18 protein-coding genes are annotated in these 18,138 nt (G+C 60.9%); 9 read left to right on the top strand and 9 right to left on the bottom strand.

Annotated features, from left to right (window positions below):
* Nucleotides 1-65: 65 nt before the first annotated feature.
* On the bottom strand, nt 66-506 hold the full coding sequence (locus FBY12_RS11755; RefSeq protein ID WP_109502342.1) for a heme-binding protein: 441 nt from the start codon (nt 504-506) through the stop codon (nt 66-68).
* A gap of 268 nt (nt 507-774) precedes the next feature.
* On the opposite strand from FBY12_RS11755, the gene gcl reads away from it, so the two are divergent.
* From gcl to FBY12_RS11715, 8 genes are all read left to right on the top strand, one after another.
* The gene (gene gcl, locus FBY12_RS11750; protein ID WP_092271359.1) at nt 775-2,550 is read left to right on the top strand and encodes a glyoxylate carboligase; all 1,776 of its coding nucleotides are present in this window, start codon (nt 775-777) and stop codon (nt 2,548-2,550) included.
* Between the two features lie 145 nt (nt 2,551-2,695).
* Complete coding sequence (hyi, locus tag FBY12_RS11745) at nt 2,696-3,478, top strand: hydroxypyruvate isomerase (RefSeq protein ID WP_145252954.1); 783 nt, start codon at nt 2,696-2,698, stop codon at nt 3,476-3,478.
* A 149-nt stretch (nt 3,479-3,627) separates the two neighbouring features.
* Nucleotides 3,628-4,521, top strand: a complete 894-nt coding sequence (locus FBY12_RS11740; RefSeq protein WP_092271364.1) for a 2-hydroxy-3-oxopropionate reductase — start codon at nt 3,628-3,630, stop codon at nt 4,519-4,521.
* 159 nt (nt 4,522-4,680) lie between these two features.
* Nucleotides 4,681-5,961, top strand: coding sequence for a glycerate kinase (locus tag FBY12_RS11735; RefSeq protein WP_145252953.1), 1,281 nt, complete (start codon nt 4,681-4,683; stop codon nt 5,959-5,961).
* Nucleotides 5,951-7,366, top strand: a complete 1,416-nt coding sequence (gene pyk, locus FBY12_RS11730; protein WP_121733503.1) for a pyruvate kinase — start codon at nt 5,951-5,953, stop codon at nt 7,364-7,366. The genes FBY12_RS11735 and pyk overlap by 11 nt, the downstream gene beginning before the upstream one ends.
* Nucleotides 7,367-7,532: 166 nt before the next feature.
* Nucleotides 7,533-8,447, top strand: a complete 915-nt coding sequence (locus FBY12_RS11725) for an urea transporter (RefSeq protein WP_145252952.1) — start codon at nt 7,533-7,535, stop codon at nt 8,445-8,447.
* Nucleotides 8,448-8,468: 21 nt separating this feature from the next.
* Nucleotides 8,469-9,293, top strand: a complete 825-nt coding sequence (locus tag FBY12_RS11720; protein WP_092271372.1) for an ion transporter — start codon at nt 8,469-8,471, stop codon at nt 9,291-9,293.
* 104 nt (nt 9,294-9,397) lie between these two features.
* Nucleotides 9,398-10,393, top strand: a complete 996-nt coding sequence (locus tag FBY12_RS11715; RefSeq protein WP_145252951.1) for a sulfate ABC transporter substrate-binding protein — start codon at nt 9,398-9,400, stop codon at nt 10,391-10,393.
* Between the two features lie 102 nt (nt 10,394-10,495).
* Here FBY12_RS11715 and FBY12_RS11710 read toward each other — a convergent pair whose 3' ends face one another.
* A complete protein-coding gene (locus FBY12_RS11710; RefSeq protein WP_145252950.1) occupies nt 10,496-11,125 on the bottom strand; it encodes a DUF5666 domain-containing protein in 630 nt (209 codons plus the stop codon).
* 233 nt (nt 11,126-11,358) lie between these two features.
* Here FBY12_RS11710 and FBY12_RS11705 point away from each other — a divergent pair, with 233 nt between their 5' ends.
* On the top strand, nt 11,359-12,564 hold the full coding sequence (locus tag FBY12_RS11705; protein WP_145252949.1) for an MFS transporter: 1,206 nt from the start codon (nt 11,359-11,361) through the stop codon (nt 12,562-12,564).
* A gap of 91 nt (nt 12,565-12,655) precedes the next feature.
* Here the strand turns inward: FBY12_RS11705 and FBY12_RS11700 are convergent, their stop codons facing one another.
* The 7 genes from FBY12_RS11700 to FBY12_RS11670 all read right to left on the bottom strand — a co-directional run bounded on the left by FBY12_RS11700 (nt 12,656) and on the right by FBY12_RS11670 (nt 18,135).
* Nucleotides 12,656-13,060: a type II toxin-antitoxin system HicB family antitoxin gene (locus tag FBY12_RS11700; protein ID WP_145252948.1), complete on the bottom strand. Its 405-nt coding sequence runs from the start codon at nt 13,058-13,060 to the stop codon at nt 12,656-12,658.
* On the bottom strand, nt 13,060-13,272 hold the full coding sequence (locus FBY12_RS11695) for a type II toxin-antitoxin system HicA family toxin (RefSeq protein ID WP_121733508.1): 213 nt from the start codon (nt 13,270-13,272) through the stop codon (nt 13,060-13,062). Before FBY12_RS11695 ends, FBY12_RS11700 begins: the two co-directional genes overlap by 1 nt.
* Before the next feature lie 256 nt (nt 13,273-13,528).
* Nucleotides 13,529-13,936, bottom strand: a complete 408-nt coding sequence (locus FBY12_RS11690) for a hypothetical protein (RefSeq protein WP_101207333.1) — start codon at nt 13,934-13,936, stop codon at nt 13,529-13,531.
* Between the two features lie 14 nt (nt 13,937-13,950).
* Nucleotides 13,951-15,150, bottom strand: coding sequence for a c-type cytochrome biogenesis protein CcmI (ccmI, locus tag FBY12_RS11685; RefSeq protein WP_145252947.1), 1,200 nt, complete (start codon nt 15,148-15,150; stop codon nt 13,951-13,953).
* A complete protein-coding gene (locus FBY12_RS11680; RefSeq protein ID WP_145252946.1) occupies nt 15,147-15,617 on the bottom strand; it encodes a cytochrome c-type biogenesis protein in 471 nt (156 codons plus the stop codon). Before FBY12_RS11680 ends, ccmI begins: the two co-directional genes overlap by 4 nt.
* Nucleotides 15,614-16,150, bottom strand: coding sequence for a DsbE family thiol:disulfide interchange protein (locus FBY12_RS11675; RefSeq protein WP_092271391.1), 537 nt, complete (start codon nt 16,148-16,150; stop codon nt 15,614-15,616). The genes FBY12_RS11680 and FBY12_RS11675 overlap by 4 nt, the downstream gene beginning before the upstream one ends.
* On the bottom strand, nt 16,147-18,135 hold the full coding sequence (locus FBY12_RS11670; protein ID WP_145252945.1) for a heme lyase CcmF/NrfE family subunit: 1,989 nt from the start codon (nt 18,133-18,135) through the stop codon (nt 16,147-16,149). The genes FBY12_RS11675 and FBY12_RS11670 overlap by 4 nt, the downstream gene beginning before the upstream one ends.
* Nucleotides 18,136-18,138: the final 3 nt, after the last annotated feature.

Raw genomic sequence — 18,138 nt, 5'->3', positions numbered from 1 at the left:
GTCCACCATCAATCCCTGTAGGAGTGAGCCTGCTCGCGATAGCGCCAGGTCAATCAACAAAAATCTTAAGCAGCAACCCCCGCATCCGCCCGCAGCCCCAGCGCCTCTATCGCGCTAATCGCACACTGTTCATCGACATCCGACAGATCGCCGCTGATCCCGACCGCACCCAGCACATTGCCATCCTGATCGCGGATCAACACACCGCCCGGTGCCGGGACGACGCTGCCCTGCCCCAGGCTGTTGAGTGCGGCGATGAATGCCGGGCGTTGTTGGGCGTCCAGCGCCAGCAGGCGTGAACCTTTGCCCAGGGCGATTGCGCCCCAGGCTTTGCCGATAGCGATTTGCGGGCGCAGCAGGCTTGCGCCGTCCTCGCGTTGCAAGGTGACCAGGTGCCCGCCGGCGTCCAGCACGGCGATGGTCAGTGGGGCTGCGGAAATTGCACGTCCTGCGGCGATGGCCTGATCGACCAGGCTGACTGCCACTTTCAAGGTTAAAGCGCTCATGGTGCCGTCCTCATTTTGTTATAGGGAAAGCTGTTGGGCTGCGTGCTTTCGCCGCAGACCGATGCAACAAATAGAACACAATAGATTATTTATTTGTATACAATAATTCTCGAAAAGCGCCGCATGCGACGAAAAGCCACAGCAGAACAGGCTTCCGACGAATGAAACAGACGCTTGAGAAAATGGATTGACCTGCGCCGTCCGCCGTGAATACACTCTGCGCAAAGCCACTTGTATACAATTACAAAACGTAAGAGGCACCAAAACCATGAGCAAAATGAGAGCAATCGAAGCCGCCGTTCTGGTGATGCGCCGTGAAGGGGTTGATACCGCTTTCGGCATCCCGGGCGCCGCGATCAACCCGCTGTACTCCGCCCTGCAGAAGGTCGGTGGCATCGATCACGTGCTCGCTCGCCACGTTGAAGGCGCTTCGCACATGGCCGAGGGCTACACGCGCACCAAGGCCGGCAACATTGGCGTGTGCATCGGCACCTCCGGCCCGGCGGGTACCGACATGGTCACCGGCCTTTACAGCGCCTCGGCCGACTCGATCCCGATTCTTTGCATCACCGGCCAGGCACCGCGGGCGCGCATGCATAAAGAAGACTTCCAGGCCGTCGACATCACCGCGATCGTCAAACCCGTGACCAAGTGGGCAACCACCGTCATGGAGCCGGGCCAGGTGCCTTACGCGTTCCAGAAAGCCTTCTACGAAATGCGCTCCGGGCGCCCTGGCCCTGTGCTGATCGACCTGCCGTTCGACGTGCAGATGGCCGAAATCGAATTCGACATCGACGCCTACCAGCCGCTGCCACTGGCCAAGCCCACCGCCAACCGCGTGCAAATCGAAAAGGCCCTGGCCATGCTCGATCAGGCTGAGCGGCCGTTGCTGGTCGCCGGTGGCGGCATCATCAACGCCGACGCCAGCGAGCTGCTGGTCGAGTTCGCCGAGCTGACCGGCATCCCGGTTATCCCGACACTGATGGGCTGGGGCACAATCCCCGACGATCACCCGTTGATGGTCGGCATGGTTGGCCTGCAAACCTCGCACCGCTACGGCAACGCGACATTGCTCAAATCTGACGTGGTGTTGGGCGTCGGTAACCGTTGGGCCAACCGTCACACCGGTTCGATCGACGTCTACACCGAAGGTCGCAAATTCATTCACGTCGACATTGAGCCGACGCAGATTGGCCGCGTGTTCAACCCGGACCTGGGCATCGTGTCCGACGCCGCCGCCGCGCTGACCGTGTTCATCGAAGTCGCTCGCGAGTGGCAAGCCGCCGGTAAGCTGAAAAACCGCAGCGCCTGGCTGCAGGATTGCCAGCAGCGCAAGGCCAGCCTGCAACGCAAGACCCACTTCGACAACGTGCCGGTCAAGCCGCAGCGCGTGTATGAAGAGATGAACCAAGTATTCGGCAAAGACACCTGCTACGTCAGCACCATTGGTCTGTCGCAGATTGCCGGCGCGCAGTTCCTGCACGTCTACAAGCCGCGTCACTGGATCAACTGCGGTCAGGCCGGCCCGTTGGGCTGGACCATTCCGGCAGCGCTGGGCGTGGTCAAGGCTGATCCGACGCGCAAGGTTGTGGCGCTGTCGGGCGACTATGATTTCCAGTTCATGATCGAAGAGTTGGCGGTGGGCGCGCAGTTCAAACTGCCGTACATCCACGTCGTGGTGAACAACTCGTACCTGGGGCTGATCCGTCAGGCCCAACGCGGTTTCGACATGGACTACTGCGTGCAGCTGTCCTTCGATAACCTCAACGCACCGGAGCTCAACGGTTACGGTGTCGACCACGTCGCGGTTGCCGAAGGCCTCGGCTGCAAGGCACTGCGTGTGTTCGAACCGGCGCAGATCCAGCCTGCCCTGCGCAAGGCTCAGGAACTGATCGAAGAGTTCAAGGTGCCGGTGATCGTCGAGATTATTCTGGAACGCGTGACCAACATTTCGATGGGCACCGAGATCAACGCGGTCAACGAATTCGAAGACCTGGCGCTGGTCGGCAACGATGCGCCAACAGCGATTTCGATGCTTGATTGAGAATGACCTGAACTTGTAGCAGCTGCCGAGGCACGAGGCTGCGTTGCGTGTCCGCAGGACCGCCATCGCGGGGGCCGCTTCGCAGCCCAACGCAGCCTCGTGCCTCGGCAGCTGCTACAGGCCCTATATTTTACGGGAGACCACCATGCCGCGTTTCGCAGCCAACCTGTCCATGCTGTTCACCGAACAGGATTTTCTTGCCCGTTTCGAAGCGGCCGCCAAAGCCGGTTTCAGTGGTGTCGAGTACCTGTTCCCTTACGACTTCAGCTCCGCCGAAATCAAAGCCAAACTCGATGCCAACGGTCTGACCCAAGTGCTGTTCAACCTGCCGGCCGGTGATTGGGCCAAAGGTGAGCGCGGCATCGCGTGCCTGCCGGATCGGGTCGAAGAGTTTCGGGCCGGCGTCGATCTGGCGATTGCTTACGCGCAAGTGCTGGGCAATACGCAGATCAACTGCCTGGCCGGTATTCGTCCGCAAGGCGTCGACGATGCCACGGGGGAAAAAACTTTCGTCAGCAACCTCAAGTACGCGGCCGACAAGCTGCAAGCGGCGGGGATCAAACTGGTGATGGAAGCGATCAACACCCGCGACATCCCCGGCTTCTACCTGAACAACACCGCGCAAGCCCTGTCGATTCGCGAGCAGGTCGGCAGTGCCAATCTGTTTCTGCAATACGACATCTATCACATGCAAATCATGGAAGGCGACCTGGCGCGCACGCTGCAATCGCACCTGGCTGAGATCAACCATGTGCAATTGGCGGACAACCCTGGGCGTAACGAACCGGGCACCGGCGAGATCAACTATCGCTTCCTGTTCGAACACCTCGATCGCATTGGTTATCAGGGTTGGGTGGGTTGCGAATACAAGCCGCTGACCACCACAGAAGCGGGCCTCGGCTGGCTGAAAACCCACAACGCAATTTGATCTGACACCGCGTCATCGTTCTTCGCGGGCAAGCCTCGCTCCTACAGGGAGCAGGGTTGTTCGTAGGAGCGAGGCTTGCCCGCGAAGGCGCCCTCGCTGACACCCCACGAATTTTGCGAACAGAGCAATAAAAACAAGAGGATTTTCTCATGGCTAAAATCGGATTTATCGGCACCGGCATCATGGGCCACCCAATGGCGTTGAACCTGCAGAAAGCCGGTCACAGCCTGTTCCTGTCGGCGCACCACGACGCTGCGCCGGCTGATCTGGTTGCGGGCGGCGCCATCGCTCTGGCCAACCCGAAGGAAGTCGCGCAAGAAGCCGAATTCATCATCATCATGGTGCCGGATACCCCGCAGGTCGACGATGTGCTGTTCCGCGCCGACGGGATTGCCGCCGGTGTCGGCAAAGGCAAAATCGTCATCGACATGAGCTCAATCTCGCCGACCGCGACCAAAACCTTCGCCGCCAAGGTCAACGAAAAAGGCGCGCAATACCTCGACGCGCCAGTCTCCGGCGGTGAAGTCGGCGCCAAGGCTGCGAGCCTGAGCATCATGATCGGCGGCGATGCCGACGCCTTCGAACGCGCCCTGCCGCTGTTCCAGGCGATGGGCAAGAACATCACCCTGGTCGGTGGCAATGGTGACGGTCAAACCGCGAAAGTGGCGAACCAGATCATCGTTGCGCTGAACATTCAGGCCGTCGCCGAAGCGCTGTTGTTTGCTTCGAAAAACGGCGCCGATCCAGCCAAGGTTCGTGAAGCACTGATGGGCGGTTTCGCTTCGTCGAAAATTCTCGAAGTACACGGCGAGCGCATGATCAAAGGCACCTTTGATCCGGGCTTCCGCATCAGCCTGCACCAGAAGGACCTGAACCTGGCCCTGCAAGGCGCCAAGGAACTCAACATCAACCTGCCAAACACCGCCAACGCCCAGCAAGTGTTCAGCACCTGCGCAGCCATCGGTGGCAGCAACTGGGACCACTCGGCGCTGATCAAAGGCCTGGAGCACATGGCCAATTTCTCGATCCGCGATAACAAGTAAGCCATCCCCTACCCCCTGTAGGAGCGAGGCTTGCCCGCGAAGGCAGCGCCTCGGTCTGACTGACTCTCAACGGCGTTTGTACTGACGCCTTCGCGGGCAAGCCTCGCTCCTACAGGGGTTCGAGTCGTTCTCCAATAACAAGAATTCCGGGAGCCCGCCATGTCGGTCGATCCGCAACAACTGCTGCGCGAGCTGTTTGCCACAGCCATCGACGCGGCGCATCCGCAGCAAGTCCTTGAAGCCCATCTGCCCAGTGATCGCAGCGGTCGGGTGATCGTCATCGGCGCCGGCAAAGCCGCCGCCGCCATGGCGCAAGTGGTCGAGCGCTGCTGGCAGGGCGAAGTCTCAGGGCTGGTGGTGACCCGCTACGGCCACGGCGCGCCGTGCGAAAAAATCGAAGTGGTCGAAGCCGCGCACCCGGTGCCGGACGCAGCGGGTCTGGCCGTAGCCAAGCGCGTGCTGGAGCTGGTCAGCAACCTCAGCGAAGACGACCGCGTGATCTTCCTGCTCTCCGGCGGCGGCTCGGCGTTGCTAGCCCTGCCGGCGGAAGGCATCACCCTCGCCGACAAGCAATCGATCAACAAAGCGCTGCTCAAATCCGGCGCGACCATCGGCGAGATGAACTGCGTGCGCAAGCACCTCTCGGCGATCAAGGGCGGCCGTCTCGGCAAAGCCTGCTGGCCGGCGACTGTTTATACCTACGCGATTTCCGACGTGCCGGGCGACCTCGCCACAGTCATCGCTTCAGGCCCGACCGTGGCCGACCCAAGCACGTCGGCCGAAGCGCTGGCGATCCTCAAGCGTTATTCGATCGAAGTGCCGGTGTCGGTGCGCAACTGGCTGCAGAGTCCCGAGTCGGAAACCGTCAAACCCGGCGACCCGAGCCTGGCGCGCAGTCATTTCCAGCTGATCGCACGTCCGCAGCAATCGCTTGAAGCGGCTGCGGTGAAGTGCCGTCAGGCCGGTTTCAGCCCGCTGATCCTCGGCGACCTGGAAGGCGAATCGCGCGAAGTGGCGAAAGTGCATGCCGGCATCGCGCGGCAGATCATTCTGCACGGCCAGCCATTGGCCGCACCTTGCGTAATCCTTTCCGGCGGCGAAACCACGGTCACCGTGCGCGGCAACGGTCGCGGCGGACGCAACGCCGAATTCCTGCTGAGCCTGACCGACAGCCTCAAAGGCCTGCCGGGCGTCTATGCGCTGGCCGGCGACACCGATGGCATCGACGGCTCCGAAGACAATGCCGGCGCGATCATGACCCCGGACAGCTACGCCCGCGCCGCCGCCCTCGGTTTGAGCGCCAGCGACGAGTTGGACAACAACAATGGCTACGGCTATTTCGAGGCGCTCGACGCGCTGATCGTCACCGAGCCGACGCGCACCAACGTCAACGACTTCCGCGCCATCCTGATTCTCGAGAGCACAAAAAATGACGCCTGATAAAAAGGTCAAAATCCTCGCCACCCTCGGCCCGGCCACCCACGGCATCGAAGACATCCGCGAACTGGTCGAGGCCGGGGTGAATATCTTCCGGTTGAATTTCAGCCACGGCGATCACGCCGATCATGCGCAGCGCTATCAGTGGATTCGTGAAGTCGAGCGCCAGTTGAATTACCCGCTGGGCATTCTCATGGACCTGCAAGGCCCGAAACTGCGGGTCGGCAAGTTCGCCGAGGGCAAAGTGCAACTGCATCGCGGCCAGGCGTTGCGCCTGGATCTCGACACCACGCCGGGCGACGAGCGCCGGGTCAACTTGCCACATCCCGAGATCATCGCGGCGCTGGAGCCGGGCATGGACCTGCTGCTCGATGACGGCAAATTGCGTCTGCGCGTGGTCACCAAGTATTCCGACGCGATCGACACCACGGTGCTCAATGGCGGCGAACTGTCCGACCGCAAAGGCGTGAACGTGCCGCAAGCGGTGCTGGATCTGAGCCCGCTGACCGCCAAGGATCGTCGCGATTTGAGCTTCGGTCTGGAGCTCGGCGTGGATTGGGTGGCGCTGTCGTTTGTGCAGCGCCCGGAAGACATTCGCGAGGCCCGCGCGTTGATCGGCGACAAAGCGTTCCTGATGGCGAAAATCGAGAAACCGTCAGCCGTGACGCAACTGCGTGAAATCGCCGAATTGAGCGACGCAATCATGGTTGCGCGCGGCGACCTTGGCGTGGAAGTGCCGGCCGAAAGCGTGCCGCAGATTCAGAAAAACATAATCAAAACGTGCCGCGAATTGGGCAAACCGGTGGTGGTGGCGACGCAAATGCTCGAATCGATGCGCTTCTCCCCTGCCCCAACCCGTGCCGAGGTGACGGACGTCGCCAACGCCGTGGCCGAAGGCGCGGATGCGGTGATGTTGTCGGCAGAAACCGCGTCCGGCGAATACCCGCTGGAAGCGGTGCAGATGATGAGCAAGATCATTCGCCAAGTGGAAAACGGTCCGGACTATCAGACGCAACTGGACGTCAGCCGGCCGAAAGCGGAAGCAACGGTTTCTGATGCGATCAGTTGCGCGATCCGCCGCATCAGCAATGTGCTGCCGGTGGCGGTGCTGGTGAATTACAGCGAATCGGGGACGTCGAGCCTGCGCGCGGCGCGGGAACGGCCGACGGTGCCGATCCTCAACCTCACGCCGAACCTGCAAACAGCGCGCCGTTTGACCGTGGCGTGGGGCGTGCATTCGGTGGTCAATGATCGGCTGCGCCAGGTCGACGAGGTGTGTTCGACGGCGCTGGAAATCGCCCAGGCCCAAGGCATGGCGCAACGCGGCGACACACTGTTGATCACTGCGGGTGTGCCGTTCGGGCAGCCGGGGTCGACTAACTCGTTGCGTATCGAAACGTTGATTTAAAGACCGACCTTTGTGGTGCCTGCACTGACCTCATCGCGAGCAAGCTCGCTCCCACAGTGGATGTGTGTTTTTCACAGATCCGTTGATTGAACAGAGATTCAATGTGGGAGCGAGCTTGCTCGCGATGCAGGCACCACGATCTAACTGAAACAACACAGACGTCATCATGCCTGCCAACCACTTCAACACCCATTGCCCCGACTGGGCCACTGCCCTGCTCAACGGTTTCAGCCAGATTTTCCTGCAGCGGCATCCGCTGTGCGGTCTGCTGTGCCTGTCGGCGATTCTGTTTACCGCGCCCACTTTGCTCGGCGGCGCACTGCTGGGCGGGGTTGCCGGGTTGCTCACGGCGCAACGGCGCGGTTATGCCAAGGCTGATCGCCAGGCCGGTTTGTTCAGCTACAACGGTGTTCTGCTCGGCTTGTTGCTGAGCCTGTATTTCCCCTGGTCAGCGCTGTTGCCGCCGCTGATCATCGCTGCCGGCGGCCTCAGCGCCATGCTCACCCAGCAATGGCTCAAGCACGCCCGCCTCAGCCAATACCTGCCGGCCTGCACCGCGCCCTTCGTCGGGCTGAGTTGGGTGCTGCTGTGTTTTGCCACGCCTTCGACTCAGGCGCACTTGATTGAAATCAGCGCGCTCAACACCCTCGCCGCGCCGTTGAAAGGACTTGGCCAAGTGATGTTTCTCAGCCATCCACTGGCCGGCGCGCTGATTGCCGCCGGTTTGCTGATCGCTGATCGCCGCGCGTTCTGCTGGGCGCTGTTCGGCTCTTTTGCGGGGATGAGCTGGAGTTTGTTGCACCAGGATGTCTATACCGCGCTGCTCGGCCTCGGTGGTTACAACGCCGTGCTGGCCGCCCTCGCCTTCAGCTCGCAGCGCCGCCAACCGTGGCTGCCACTGCTGGCGATCGGCGCGGCGCTGATGCTGACGCCGCTGTTCGCCCTCGTCGGTCTGCCGACGCTGACCGCGCCATTTATCCTCGCCTGCTGGCTGCTGCGCAGCGCTGTGCAAATGTTCACCAAAGCCGCCGTTGAAAGTGCGCCTTGCGCTACCGGGGAGAATCACCCTAGGCTTCGCTGATCATTGGTTCAGGCGGTATCCATGGACAGCAGCAAAAACTGGCGTGAAGAGCTTTACGTCATGGTTTTCCAGAGCGACACCAAGGCTGGGCGGCGCTTCGACGGCATCTTGCTGTTGATCATCCTCGCCAGCATCGTGATCGTGATGCTCGACAGCATCGACTCGATCCATCAGAACTACGCCAACGTGCTGGCGTACATCGAGTGGGGCTTCACGGTGATTTTCGCCATCGAATACGGCTTGCGCCTGTACTGCTCGCCGAAGCCGTTGCGCTACGCATTCAGCTTTTACGGGTTGGTGGACTTGCTGGCGATTGTGCCGGGGATTCTCGCGTTGTATTACGCCGATGCGCAGTATTTGCTGATCATTCGAATCATCCGCATGTTGCGGATTTTCCGCGTGCTCAAGCTCAGCCCATACCTCAAGCAAGCCAACTATTTGATGTCGGCGCTGCGCGGCAGCAAGCAGAAGATCGTCGTGTTTCTGGTCAGCGTCTGCACGCTGGTGACGGTGTTCGGCACGCTGATGTACGTGATCGAAGGCCCGGAACACGGCTTCACCAGCATTCCCAAAGGCATCTACTGGGCGATCGTTACGCTGACCACCGTCGGTTTCGGCGATATCGTGCCGAAGACGCCGCTGGGTCAGGTGATTTCGTCGCTGGTGATGATCACCGGTTACTCGATCATCGCCGTGCCGACCGGGATTTTCACCGCTGAACTGGCCAACGCGATGCGCGGCGAACAGCTGCAACACGACTGCCCGGTGTGCAAGAAAAACAGCCACGAAGCAGGCGCGGCGTTTTGTTCGCGATGCGGCAATCAGCTGTTTAAGAAACTGGAATAAGCAAAGTGCTTTTTAATCTTTAAAGGACTATGCGCGCCCGGCTATAGTCGCTGGCAAATTGCCTCACTTTTAATAAAAACACTTCATCGAACAAGGAATGCGCAGTGAAAAAACTCTTTGGCGCCTCACTTCTGGCCGCTGGCCTGGCCCTGACCAGCGTGGCTCAGGCCGCACCGACCCTGCTCAACGTTTCCTACGACGTGATGCGCGATTTCTACAAGGACTACAACACTGCGTTCCAGAAACACTGGCAGGCCGAGCACAACGAAAACATCACGTTGCAGATGTCGTTCGGCGGCTCGAGCAAACAGGCGCGCTCGGTGATCGACGGCCTGCCGGCTGACGTCATTACCATGAACATGGCCACCGACATCAACGCCCTGGCGGACAACGGCAAACTGGTCCCGGACAACTGGGTCACGCGCCTGCCGAACAACAGCGCGCCGTTCACTTCGGCCACGGTGTTCATCGTCCGCAAGGGCAACCCGAAAGCCCTGAAAGACTGGCCGGACCTGCTCAAGGATGGCGTGCAAGTGATCGTGCCCAACCCGAAAACCTCGGGCAACGGCCGCTACACCTACCTGTCGGCCTGGGGTTATGTGCTGAAGAACGGCGGCGACGAAAACAAGGCCAAAACCTTCGTCGGCAAACTGTTCAAGCAGGCGCCGGTGCTGGATACCGGTGGCCGTGCCGCGACCACCACGTTCATGACCAACCAGATCGGCGACGTGCTGGTGACCTTCGAGAACGAAGCGGAAATGATTGCCCGCGAGTTTGGTCGTGATCAGTTCGAAGTGATTTACCCGAGCGTTTCGGCTGAGGCCGAGCCGCCGGTTTCTGTGGTCGATAAAGTCGTCGACAAAAAAGGTACCCGCGCCGCTGCCGAGGAATATTTGAAGTACCTGTGGTCGCCGGAAGGTCAGGAAATTGCGGCAGCTAACTACCTGCGTCCGCGGGATCCGGCGGTGTTGGCCAAGTACACCGATCGTTTCCCGAAAGTTGATTTCCTTTCGGTAGAGAAGACCTTTGGCGACTGGCGCACCGTGCAGAAAACCCACTTCAATGATGGCGGGATTTTTGATCAGATCTATGCGCAGTAAGGGCTAGGCAGCCATGAAAAAGGCGACCTGATACGGTCGCCTTTTTTGTGGCTGAACAAAAGAGCTGCGTCCGCCGAACATCCCCTGTGGGAGCACCCGGCATCACATCGGTGGTGTCACGCCGTCCTTGCCTGCAGAGATCGATTGCGCCGTCAGTGTACCGTCCGCGCTTTGCGTGACAAACGTCACGATCTTCACCCCGACCTTGAGCAAGCTGCGATCGCCCGGCACCAGGTTGACGATCGGCACATCCTCCGGCACCAGAATCTTCTGCTGGCCGCCCTTGTAGTTAACGGTCAGCACTCGACCGTTGCTGACCAGCAGATCACCGACGCTGCCATTGGTCATGCTGCTGCCCTTGGCCAGATCGAACGGCCGATGGCCATCGCCGCTGCCGGCGAGTTCTGGCGGGAATACGTGAACTTCCAGCGCTTTCAGCGTGCCGTCTTCCTGCGGCACAGCGGCCGAGCCGATGTAGCTGCCGGGCTTGATGTCTTCGATATTGGCCAAGGTCACGCCGCGAACCTTGGTGTCGCTGTCCAGATGAACCACGACGTTTTCGCCAGTGGTGACGTGCACTTTCAGGCTGTCGGAATTGACGCCGGTGATCTCGCCCCGCACACCGATGCGCATGCCCGGCGCATCGGCGGCTTGTGCGAGGCCGGCCGTGAACAGAGTAATCAACGTGATGGCTGCGGTGCTGCGAATCAGCTGACGGAATATCGCATTCATGGAGATGGCTGCCTGGTGATGAAACGTGGAAGGGAACATGAGCACGCTATCGAACGAGATGTAAGTGAATGTATCATCCGACCTCAAAGTTTCAACGATGGGGCTTCTGCGGACTCCATCCGGTTGGTCATTCATTTCGCACAGCAATGATGGCTATCAATCCAATCGCTCTTCCGCCGCTGTGACCAAACCCTTAGCCTGCGCGCATTCCCCATTGCTCAGCGAGACATCTTATGAAAACAGCCTCCCAGGCGCCACACAGCGCCGCGACAATGACCCGAGGCATGGTGCTGCTGTTCGCCTTCTGCTGCGGCGCCATTGTTGCCAACATCTATTACGCCCAACCCATCATTGGCCTGATCGCGCCGGACATCGGCCTGAGCAGCACCATGGCCAGTTTCATCGTTTCGCTGACCCAGATTGGTTATGCGCTGGGCCTGTTCTTTCTGGTGCCGTTGGGCGACCTGCTGGAAAACCGCAAGTTGATGATCATCACCACTGTCGTGGCGATCGCAAGCTTACTGGGCGCGGCGTTTACCGATCAGCCGAATGTGTTTCTGCTGATCTCGTTGCTGGTCGGTTTCAGCTCGGTGTCGGTGCAGATCCTGATTCCGCTCGCCGCACACCTGACGCCGGAAGCTTCTCGCGGCCGCGTCGTGGGCGGGATCATGGGCGGTTTGTTGCTGGGTATTTTGCTGGCGCGTCCGGTGTCCAGTGTGGTGGCGGACCACCTCGGCTGGCGCGCGATGTTCATGATCGCGGCGGCATTGATGGCGGCGATCAGCATCGTGCTGGCGATGACCATTCCCAAGCGCCAGCCTGATCACACGGCTTCTTACGGGCAATTGCTCGGCTCGCTGTGGACACTGCTGCGGCAACAACCGGTACTGCGTCAACGGGCGTTTTACCAGGGTTGCATGTTCGCCACGTTCAGCCTGTTCTGGACCGCCGTGCCGCTGGAACTGGCGCGCAATCATGGTTTGAGCCAGACCCAGATCGCGATCTTCGCCCTGGTCGGCGCCATCGGTGCAATCGCCGCGCCCATCGCCGGGCGCCTGGCCGATGCCGGCCACACCCGAATGGCATCGCTGCTGGCCCTGCTGTTCGCCAGCCTGAGCTTCCTGCCAGCGTTCATTCACCCGATCTACAGCGTCATCGGCCTCGCCGTCACCGGCGTTGTGCTCGACTTCTGCGTGCAGATGAACATGGTCCTCGGCCAACGCGCGGTCTACGCCCTCGACGCCAAAAGCCGCAGCCGCCTCAATGCGCTGTACATGACCAGCATCTTCATCGGCGGCGCGTTCGGCTCGTCAATCGCCAGTGCCGTGTACGAACACGGCGGCTGGTTATGGATCGTGATCGTCGGCAGCGCGTTTCCGCTGCTGGCACTGGTGCGGTTTTTGAGTGTGTCGCCGAAGGGCTCACTGGCGACTGCGTGAAACTGAAAAGCTTCGCGGGCAAGCCTCGCTCCTACAGGATTGGTGTGGGGCCAGTCGGGGCGAAGCTGCCTGCGAAGTTGATATCACGGACTCAGTGTCGAACCAGCTTCTCCATCGCCGCATCGGCGAGGAAGGACGAACGGCTTTTGACGCTGTGCTCGCGTACATAGCGGTCAATCCGCTGAATGACGTAACCGGGCAGCGTCACATTGACCTTCTCGGTTTTGCCCATGTACGGCGAGATGTCCAGTTCGAGCATTCCCCAGCCCATGTCGGCAAATTCAGGATTGCCCCGGTGCGTGGCGGCTGAGGTCGGCATCGGAATCGGTTCTCCGTCCGCAGCGATTTCCTGCAGCATGATGTGAGCAATCTCGACCGCCGCGTTATAAGCGTCTTCAAATGTATCTCCGGCCGTTACTGCGCCGGGAATGTCGGGGATCTGAATACCGATGGCGGTGTTCTCGTCGCCCCACTCGATGCAGATGGGATATTGCATTATGGATCTCCTGCGTAACTGGCTGGCGGGCAGTGCAGCCCGGCGCGCCTCCTGATGCTTTTTACCGTCCCGATCGGCAAATCCTTTTTCGGATGCGGAACGGGAATCGTGTACGGGTTGTAACGGTGAGTGAAGACATGGTGACTGCCGGTGACCCGATCCAACGTCCAGCCCGCCTCCTCCAGCTCCTTGATCAATAACCTGCTCTGCACACCAGCCTCCTTGCTTGGGCCAATCAAAAGTAACCCTAGAGTTATCTTTACTCAAGCACAAAATCAGTGATGGAGACGCTTGGTTGTTTTGCGGGATGTGAGATTGGGGTTGGCGGCGAATCATTCGAGGGGTGTGACGAGGGAATTTTTCAGCGTATAGCCGAGCGTCTATTGATCCGGTCCAGCGAGACCAGCCGTGCTGCTCTCACAATCCACAAAAAAAAACGGCGATCCGAAGATCGCCGCTTTCATTCACTTACTGCCCAAACTGCCTGCCCAACCCACCCGGTACGCCGTGGATGTCGGTTTCTTCCCACGGGCCATTAGGGCTGATCGAGCGGCTCCAGCCGTTGTTCCAGCGGTAGTAGGTGCGCTGGCGGTAGAAGGTGTTGGTTTGGTCGTCGAGGACGTAGACGCCCATCTTCGCGTCCCAGTGGCTGTTGCCACCCGGTGGTGGGGCGAAGCTGGCGGAGGTGCGTGGAACCGGTTTTGCCGGTTTGGCCGGGATGCTCGGCTTGCCTGGCGATGGCGTCGGTGAAGGCGTCGGGCTTGGCTGCGAGGGCGGGATCGGCGGCAGCGGTGCCGGCTCCGGCCGATGGACCGCACAAGCGCTTAACCCCATGACCAGACTGAGCAGGGTGATTCGAGCGAAGGCGGTCGTCATGGTGGCGGTTCCTGTTATTTATCCGGGCTGTCGATGGTCACTGTTTGGGGCGCGGTGGTGCTGCTGGCCAGTGGCTGGCTGCGACCGATCCATTCGCCGGCAGTCGGTTGGCCGGCGCGGGAAATGCGCGCAACCAGTTGGACTTCAGGGAAGTTCGACAGTTTCAACTGCGGCATCATTGCGTCGGCGTCGCCCAGTTCGACGGAGGCCGGCAGGTCCGCGACGGTCAGGCGTTTGGCGGCCAGCGGTGCCGGTGGGCCGGAGGTGGCACGGGCGAAAATGAACACGCTGTCACCCGGTTGGACCTTGGCTTTAAGCTCCGCCGCGAGATCGACGCGAACCTTGAGCAACGCGCCTTTGGCCGCTGGGGCCTGGGCCACTTTGCCGCCGCCAGCCTCAAGTTTCTCAGTGGCGCGGGCGATGCCGCCCTGCAGCGCGCCTCGGGAATTGTCGTCCGGCGGCAGTTGCGCCAGCAGGCGATTCCAGTAGTCGATGGCGTCCTGGAAACGCTCGGCCTCAAACGCGGCGATGCCGAGCAGACCCAGGCTGGTGACTTCCTTCGGATCGGCTTTCAATGCTTCGTCGGTCAGGGCCTGGATCTTGTCCGACCACTTTTTGCCATCGGCAAAATACTGGGCTTGCGCCCATTGGCCGAGCAATTCCGGCTGACGGCCCGCCAAATTGACTGTGCGCTCGAAAATCTTCGCCGCGTCGCCCGGCCGATCCTGAGCCATGTAGGTGCGACCGAGGAAGTACAGACCCTCCGCCGAATCCGGCTGCGCCTCGACGGCACGCTCCAGACGACGGGTCATTTCTTCCATCGACTGCGGTGCCTGGGCGAACTCGCGGGTCAGTTCGACTTTGTCGCTGGCGCCGAAATGCAGGTACAGCGCCAAGCCCAGAACCGGCACCAGAATCGCCGCCAGCAAGGGCAGCGGTTTGCCCAGACGCGATACACGCGGTGCCGTAACGCCTTCGGTGTCGGCGAGCAACTCGCGGGCGGCCTCGGCGCGGCCGGTGTCCAGTTGCGTCGCGTTGAGCACGCCCTCCTCCTGCTGAGTCTGCAACTCAGCCACGCGCTCCTGATACAGCGCGACGTTCAGGGCAGTACGATCCTCTTCGAGCTGAGCGCGACGACCGCGCAACACCGGGATCAACAGAAAACTCAGGGCAACCAGAAGTAGCAGACCTGCAGCGAGCCAGAAATCAATCATTCTTGGTTTTTATCCAACAGGTGGTCGAGGCGTTGACGCTCCTCGGCAGAAAGCGTGTCCGGGGTGTCAGCGCGTTGCACACGACGACGGCGGACGATCACGGCGATGATCACGAAACCGCCGAGCAACAGTCCGGCGGGACCGAACCAGAGCAAGGCAGTCTTGGCGTTGAGGGCGGGTTTGTAGCGAACGAAATCACCGTAGCGATCGACCATGAAATCGATGATCTGCTGGTTGTTCTTGCCCTCGCCCAACATGCGGAAAATCTCTTTGCGCAGGTCGGCGGCGATCGGTGCGTTGGAATCGGCAATGTCCTGATTCTGGCACTTGGGGCAACGCAGTTCCTTTGTCAGCTCGCGAAAACGCTCGCGATCACCTTCTTTGGCGAACTCGTAAGTGTCGATGGCCGCGTGCGCCACGCCGGCCATGCTCAAACCCAAAACAGCCGCGGCGAGCCAGCGCTTCATGGCTTGGCCTCATCGACCAGTGCCTGATACTTGGCCGCGAGTTTTTCGCGCCAGACCTGTTCATCGATCACGCCGACGAACTTGTCGCGGATGATGCCTTTGGCGTCGATGAAAAAGGTTTCCGGCGCGCCGTAGACCCCGAGGTTCAGGCCCAGCGTGCCTTCGTCGTCACGGATGTCCAGTTGATAGGGATTGTGAAATTCGGCCAGCCACTTCAAGGCGTCGGCGTTGACGTCCTTATAGTTGATGCCGTAGATCACCACGCCCTTCTCGGCCAGTTTGTTCAGCACCGGGTGCTCGACCCGGCAGGAAATGCACCAGGTGCCCCAAACGTTGACCAGCGCCGGTTTGCCGAGAATGTCAGCCTTGGTCAGGGTCTTGTCGCCCTGCACCGCTGGCAGCGAAAACTCCGGGAACGGCTTGTTGATCATCGCCGACGGCAGCTCGGCCGGGTCCAGGTACAAGCCGCGATAAAGGAACACCGCCACCAGCAGGAAAATCGCCAGCGGCAACACCATCAACCAACGTTTCATGCCGTGGCTCCTGTCATGCCCAATGCTTCACGTACGCGGCTTTTCACCTTGACCCGATAACGCCGATCCATCGCCGCGAGCAAGCCGCCGGCGCCGGTGAGCAAGCCGCCGAACCAGATCCAGCGCACGAACGGCTTGACGTGCACGCGCACGGCCCAGGCGCCATCGCCCAGCGGTTCGCCGAGGGCGACGTAGATGTCGCGGGTGAAACCGGCGTCGATCCCGGCCTCGGTCATCACCGAGTTCTGCACCGTGTACAGACGTTTTTCCGGGTGCAGCACACTGACTTCCTTGCCATCGCGCACGACGCGGATGGTGCCCTTGTCGGACGTGAAGTTCGGCCCTTCAAAATGCTTGGTGCCTTCGAAGATGAAGTGATAACCGGCCAGGTCCATGGACTCGCCCGGCGCCAGGCGCAAATCGCGCTCGGCACTGTTCTGGCTCGACAACACCACGCCGAGCGCGCACACGGCGATGCCCAAGTGCGCAATCTGCATGCCCCAATAGCTGCGGGTCAGGCTCGGCAGGCCTTTGATCAGGCCTTTGTGGCGAGTCTTGTCGAGGATGTCGCGCACGCCGGCCAGCAACACCCACGCGGCGAGCATGAACGTGGCGAGCACCGCCCAATTGAAATCGCCGTAGGCAATGCCGGCGACCACGGCCAACGCCGCGCTGCCGAGCAGCACCGGGGTCAGCATGCCGACCAGCCATTTGACCGGGGTGTCCTTCCAGCGCACCAGCATGCCGATGGCCATCACCACCATCAGCAATGCCATCAACGGAATGAACAACGCGTTGAAGTACGGCGGGCCCACCGACAGCTTGGCGCCGGTCATCGCATCGAGGATCAGCGGGTACAACGTACCGAGCAGGATCATCGACGCGGCCACCACCAGCACCAGGTTATTGCCCAGCAACAGGGTTTCGCGGGACCAGAGGTTGAAACCGACATGGCTTTTGACCACTGGCGCGCGCAGGGCGAACAGCGTCAGCGAGCCACCGACCACAAACAGCAGGAAAATCAGGATGAACACCCCGCGCTCCGGATCGGAGGCGAAGGCGTGCACCGAGGTCAACACGCCGGAACGCACGAGGAAGGTCCCGAGCAGGCTCAACGAGAACGCGGCAATGGCCAGCAACACCGTCCAGCTCTTGAACACGCCACGTTTTTCGGTGACCGCCAACGAGTGAATCAGCGCCGTGCCGACCAGCCAAGGCATGAACGAGGCGTTTTCCACCGGATCCCAGAACCACCAGCCGCCCCAGCCGAGTTCGTAATACGCCCACCACGAGCCCAGCGTGATGCCGATGCCGAGGAACGCCCATGCAACGATGGTCCACGGCCGCGACCAGCGCGCCCATGCCGCATCCAGTCGACCGCCCAACAGTGCGGCGATGGCGAAAGCGAAAGCGACCGAGAAACCGACGTAACCCATGTACAGCATCGGCGGATGCACGATCAGGCCGATGTCTTGCAACAATGGATTGAGGTCACGACCATCAGTCGGGATCTGCGGCAGGATGCGCGCGAACGGGTTGGACGTGAGGATCAGGAACAACAGGAAACCGGTGCTGATCATGCCCATCACCGCCAGTACGCGGGCAAGCATGACTTGCGGCAATTGGCGGGAGAACACCGACACGGCGAAAGTCCAGCCGCCGAGGATCAGCGCCCACAGCAGCAACGAGCCTTCGTGCGCGCCCCACACTGCGCTGAACTTGTAGTACCACGGCAACGCTGTGTTGGAGTTGCTGGCCACGTAAGCGACGGAGAAGTCGTCGGTCATGAACGCGTAAGTCAGGCAACCGAAGGAAAACAACAGGAAGGCAAACTGGCCCCACGCGGCGGGTTGCGCGAGGCTCATCCACAAGCGGTCGCCGCGCCAGGCGCCCATCAACGGCACGATGGCTTGAACCAGCGCAAAACACAGCGCGAGGATCATGGCCAGTTGGCCCAATTCCGGAATGAACAGTGCAGAGGTCATTAC

Source organism: Pseudomonas sp. SJZ131 (assembly GCF_007828705.1).
In the GTDB taxonomy this organism is placed as follows: Bacteria; Pseudomonadota; Gammaproteobacteria; order Pseudomonadales; family Pseudomonadaceae; genus Aquipseudomonas; species Aquipseudomonas prosekii.
The sequence above is the reverse complement of the archived record's forward strand: the minus strand, read 5'-3'. Positions and strand labels throughout refer to the sequence as shown.

Excerpts from the sequence above, each read along its gene's own strand:
- FBY12_RS11755 (WP_109502342.1), bottom strand. The coding sequence starts at position 506 with ATGAGCGCTTTAACCTTGAAAGTGGCAGTCAGCCTGGTCGATCAGGCC.
- gcl (WP_092271359.1), top strand. The coding sequence starts at position 775 with ATGAGCAAAATGAGAGCAATCGAAGCCGCCGTTCTGGTGATGCGCCGT.
- hyi (WP_145252954.1), top strand. The coding sequence starts at position 2,696 with ATGCCGCGTTTCGCAGCCAACCTGTCCATGCTGTTCACCGAACAGGAT.
- FBY12_RS11740 (WP_092271364.1), top strand. The coding sequence starts at position 3,628 with ATGGCTAAAATCGGATTTATCGGCACCGGCATCATGGGCCACCCAATG.
- FBY12_RS11735 (WP_145252953.1), top strand. The coding sequence starts at position 4,681 with ATGTCGGTCGATCCGCAACAACTGCTGCGCGAGCTGTTTGCCACAGCC.
- pyk (WP_121733503.1), top strand. The coding sequence starts at position 5,951 with ATGACGCCTGATAAAAAGGTCAAAATCCTCGCCACCCTCGGCCCGGCC.
- FBY12_RS11725 (WP_145252952.1), top strand. The coding sequence starts at position 7,533 with ATGCCTGCCAACCACTTCAACACCCATTGCCCCGACTGGGCCACTGCC.
- FBY12_RS11720 (WP_092271372.1), top strand. The coding sequence starts at position 8,469 with ATGGACAGCAGCAAAAACTGGCGTGAAGAGCTTTACGTCATGGTTTTC.
- FBY12_RS11710 (WP_145252950.1), bottom strand. The coding sequence starts at position 11,125 with ATGAATGCGATATTCCGTCAGCTGATTCGCAGCACCGCAGCCATCACG.
- FBY12_RS11705 (WP_145252949.1), top strand. The coding sequence starts at position 11,359 with ATGAAAACAGCCTCCCAGGCGCCACACAGCGCCGCGACAATGACCCGA.
- FBY12_RS11700 (WP_145252948.1), bottom strand. The coding sequence starts at position 13,060 with ATGCAATATCCCATCTGCATCGAGTGGGGCGACGAGAACACCGCCATC.
- FBY12_RS11690 (WP_101207333.1), bottom strand. The coding sequence starts at position 13,936 with ATGACGACCGCCTTCGCTCGAATCACCCTGCTCAGTCTGGTCATGGGG.
- ccmI (WP_145252947.1), bottom strand. The coding sequence starts at position 15,150 with ATGATTGATTTCTGGCTCGCTGCAGGTCTGCTACTTCTGGTTGCCCTG.
- FBY12_RS11680 (WP_145252946.1), bottom strand. The coding sequence starts at position 15,617 with ATGAAGCGCTGGCTCGCCGCGGCTGTTTTGGGTTTGAGCATGGCCGGC.
- FBY12_RS11675 (WP_092271391.1), bottom strand. The coding sequence starts at position 16,150 with ATGAAACGTTGGTTGATGGTGTTGCCGCTGGCGATTTTCCTGCTGGTG.
- FBY12_RS11670 (WP_145252945.1), bottom strand. The coding sequence starts at position 18,135 with ATGACCTCTGCACTGTTCATTCCGGAATTGGGCCAACTGGCCATGATC.